2 protein-coding genes are annotated in these 3,153 nt (G+C 41.1%); both read right to left on the minus strand.

What is annotated here, in order from left to right:
* On the minus strand, positions 1-874 hold an 874-nt coding region (locus tag H6S82_RS26260), incomplete at its 3' end, for a response regulator (RefSeq protein WP_191056955.1).
* Between the two features lie 113 nt (positions 875-987).
* On the minus strand, positions 988-3,153 hold a 2,166-nt coding region (locus H6S82_RS26265), incomplete at its 5' end, for an ATP-binding protein (RefSeq protein ID WP_191056956.1).

Consider the following 3,153-nt stretch of genomic DNA (forward strand, 5'->3'; position numbering starts at 1 on the left):
CTTCTGCACCAGCACTCCATCTCGTAACGCAGCCGTCGGTATCCAGGAAGAAAATAGCGTAATCTTCTACATTTTCCAACAACATCCGAAACCGTTCTTCGCTTGATTTGAGGGCTGATTCGGCGCGAATTCGCTGGGTGATGTCAGCCACAATATATACAGCACCTTTAAAAGCTTTTAATCGATCGAATACTGGATCTGCGGTGATGGAAAACCATCGCTCTTGAAACTGTACCTGTGCGTTCTCTCGGCACCGAGTTTGTCGAACGCGAGTGAAGGAAGTTTCTTCCATACTTCCCAAGATACTCTCCAATATTTCTTGATGGAAGCGATCGCTAATTTCGGTTTCCGGTTTTCCCAAAAGCTGGGACATCGCTTTGTTGCAGCGCCGCACTTTTCCTTCCGCATCTAGCAAACAAACTCCATCGCTAATGGCATCAAAAGTAGTTTGCCATTCTTTCGCCAAAGCCAATGCGGACTCTTCTGCCTCTCGGATACGGAGCAATGCTTTAATGGTAGCTAGCAATTCGATCGGCTCTACCGGCTGAGCTAAATAACCATCCGCACCGCCTTCTAAACCTTGTGCCTTATCCTCGCTTTTCACAAAGCTAGCAGATAGATGCAGCACGGGAATAAAAGATGTAGCAGGATTAGTTTTGATCCGGCGGCAGACTTCAAATCCGTCTATATCTGGAAGCCTCACATCAAGAATAACTAAGTCGGGTTGTTCCTCTCCTACTGAGCGCAGTGCAGATGCTCCCGTGCCAGCTTCTTCCACCTCAAATCCAGCACTGCGAAGGGTTCGAGCAACTACATAACGATTGGTTTCGTTATCATCTACGTGCAATATTTTAATTTGATGATTCTGAGGCATAATCGTATTGGTAATTGGCAATTTGGGCAAAGGCAATCATTTAACATTTGGCGTTTTTATTGGCCGTTATATCTCGCTCATCATGACTAAATTTAATTATCAATTCTCCTAAACTAATAATTCTTTACAACTATTCCAGCTAAAGTAAGTGCTTCTCGGAAAGAAGCGATTGTCTGTTCGTGGGATAAATTTTCTTTAGACAAAATTGCTATTACACGACTGTCTAAATAACTTATTTCTTCTTCTACGAGATGTTTGGAAGTATTAATAATTACAGGAATATTTTTGGTATCGGGATTGCTTTTTAGTTGCTCTAGAACCTCAAAACCGTTCATGTCTGGCATCACCAAATCTAGAAAAATGCAAGCGGGATGTTCCACTTGCGCCAGATGGATGCCACTAGAACCGGAATCTGCTTCAATGACGATCGGAAATGGTAAGCTCGCTGGCTCAGTTAGCGAAAGACACCCTACAGATTGAGAACTGGGATAACTATCAACTAAAAACTCGCAATTTGCTACTTTTCCATCTCTAACTGCTTCGTGCAAAATTTCCTTGAGGAGATAGCGGGCTATTTCATTATCATCAACAACTAACAACTTCTGCTGTTTATCTGCTTCGATCAGGGCGTTTATTTTGTTCAAAAGCAACAGACGCTCCACTGGTTTTTTAAGGAACGCATCTGCTCCTAAAGCCAGACATTTACGCTCGTTATCAACAGCTGTTATCGCACAAATTGGGATATCTTGAATTGCCGATTTGCTCTTGATTTCCGAGATAAAATCCCAGGCATTTTCTTTTTCTTCTTTTAAAACTATATCTAAAATTACGGCTTTTGGTTTAAAAAATTTAAGTGCATATCGCGCTTCTTTCAGCGATTGTGTTGCAATAAGTTGATAAATAGATTTTTCAAAATACTTTTGATAAGTAAAAAGTGTTTCTTCGTTATCTTCGATCGCCAGTATAGGAGAACACATCGAATTTAATTGCCAATTCGTATTGGCTGCTGATTCTCTTTCTGTCCCATTTCCGTAAACCAGAGGTATCGTAGCGAAAAATGTGGAACCTACACCGAGTTCGCTCTCGACCGATACACTACCTCCCAATAATTCAGCTAATCTGCGCGATAGCGATAGCCCGAGACCAGTTCCTTTAACGTGCTTTTGAATGTAAGAATCAACTTGAATAAATTCCTCAAAAATTCGCTCTCTATCTTTGAGCGCAATCCCAATACCGGTATCCGTTACAGAAAATACTACATTATTGCCATTTCTTACTGCTTTAACGATAACTTCACCTTTTTCAGTATATTTCAGAGCATTAGAAATAAAATTTCTGAGAATTTGGGCTACTTTCGCTTCATCGGTGTGAAGGGTAGGAATATCCTTCGGTTCTTCAATTATTAATGAAATAGAAGAATTATAACTCAGAAGAGGACGCAGCATTCCCCGTAAAGTTGCGAATAAATCTCTTACTTCAAATTCACTCGTATGAACGACAATCTTTCCGGCTTCAACTTTGGCCAAATCCAATAAATCGTTAACTAAATCTAAGAGACTTTCTGCTGACTTGCGGATGAATATGACCTGCTTTTCTTGTTCGGCAGATAATTCACCATCTAAACGATCGAGCAGCATTCTAGACAGAGACAAGATCGAATTAAGCGGTGTGCGAAATTCGTGGCTCATGTTCGACAAAAAGTGTGTTTTGAGTTCGTTCGCTCGCTGTAAAAATTCGGCTTTCTCATCTAGCTCTGCATACAGAGCAACAACACCGCGATTGGTTTCTTCCAATTCCCGGTTGATCTGATTCAACTCTTCTTGACGCTTTCTTAATTCCTCTAAAGTCCTAATCAACTCTTGATTTTGACGCTTAATTTCTTCAAAGAGTTGGCTCGTGGGGCGGCTTAAAAATTTTGTTTCTCCAGAAACAGAAAATGAATTTTCTGGATATTTTGTTGCTAATTGCTGTGTAATCTCCGCCAAGCGTTTTGCTGTAAGTATAGCGGCTCTTTTTGGTAAATTCTTGCCCATCACCACTTTAGTGCCATCATCGGGCGAAGATTCGATCTCAAAGCGATCCATTAACCGCTTGCTACCAACGATACCTAATCCCATACCAGTTTGGGATTTGTAGTTTCCGTCTAAAATTTGTTTAATGTTGGGGATTCCCGTTCCTTTATCTTCAACAGAAATCAGCAGCACTTGCTCGCGCTTAGGTAAGCCTTTTAAGGCTTCTGAACTGACTTTTGGGGCGGCAATATTTAATTGTGCCTCAGA

It is taken from the genome of Planktothrix sp. FACHB-1355 (genome assembly GCF_014748295.1).
Classification (GTDB): domain Bacteria; phylum Cyanobacteriota; class Cyanobacteriia; order Cyanobacteriales; family Aerosakkonemataceae; genus Aerosakkonema; species Aerosakkonema funiforme_A.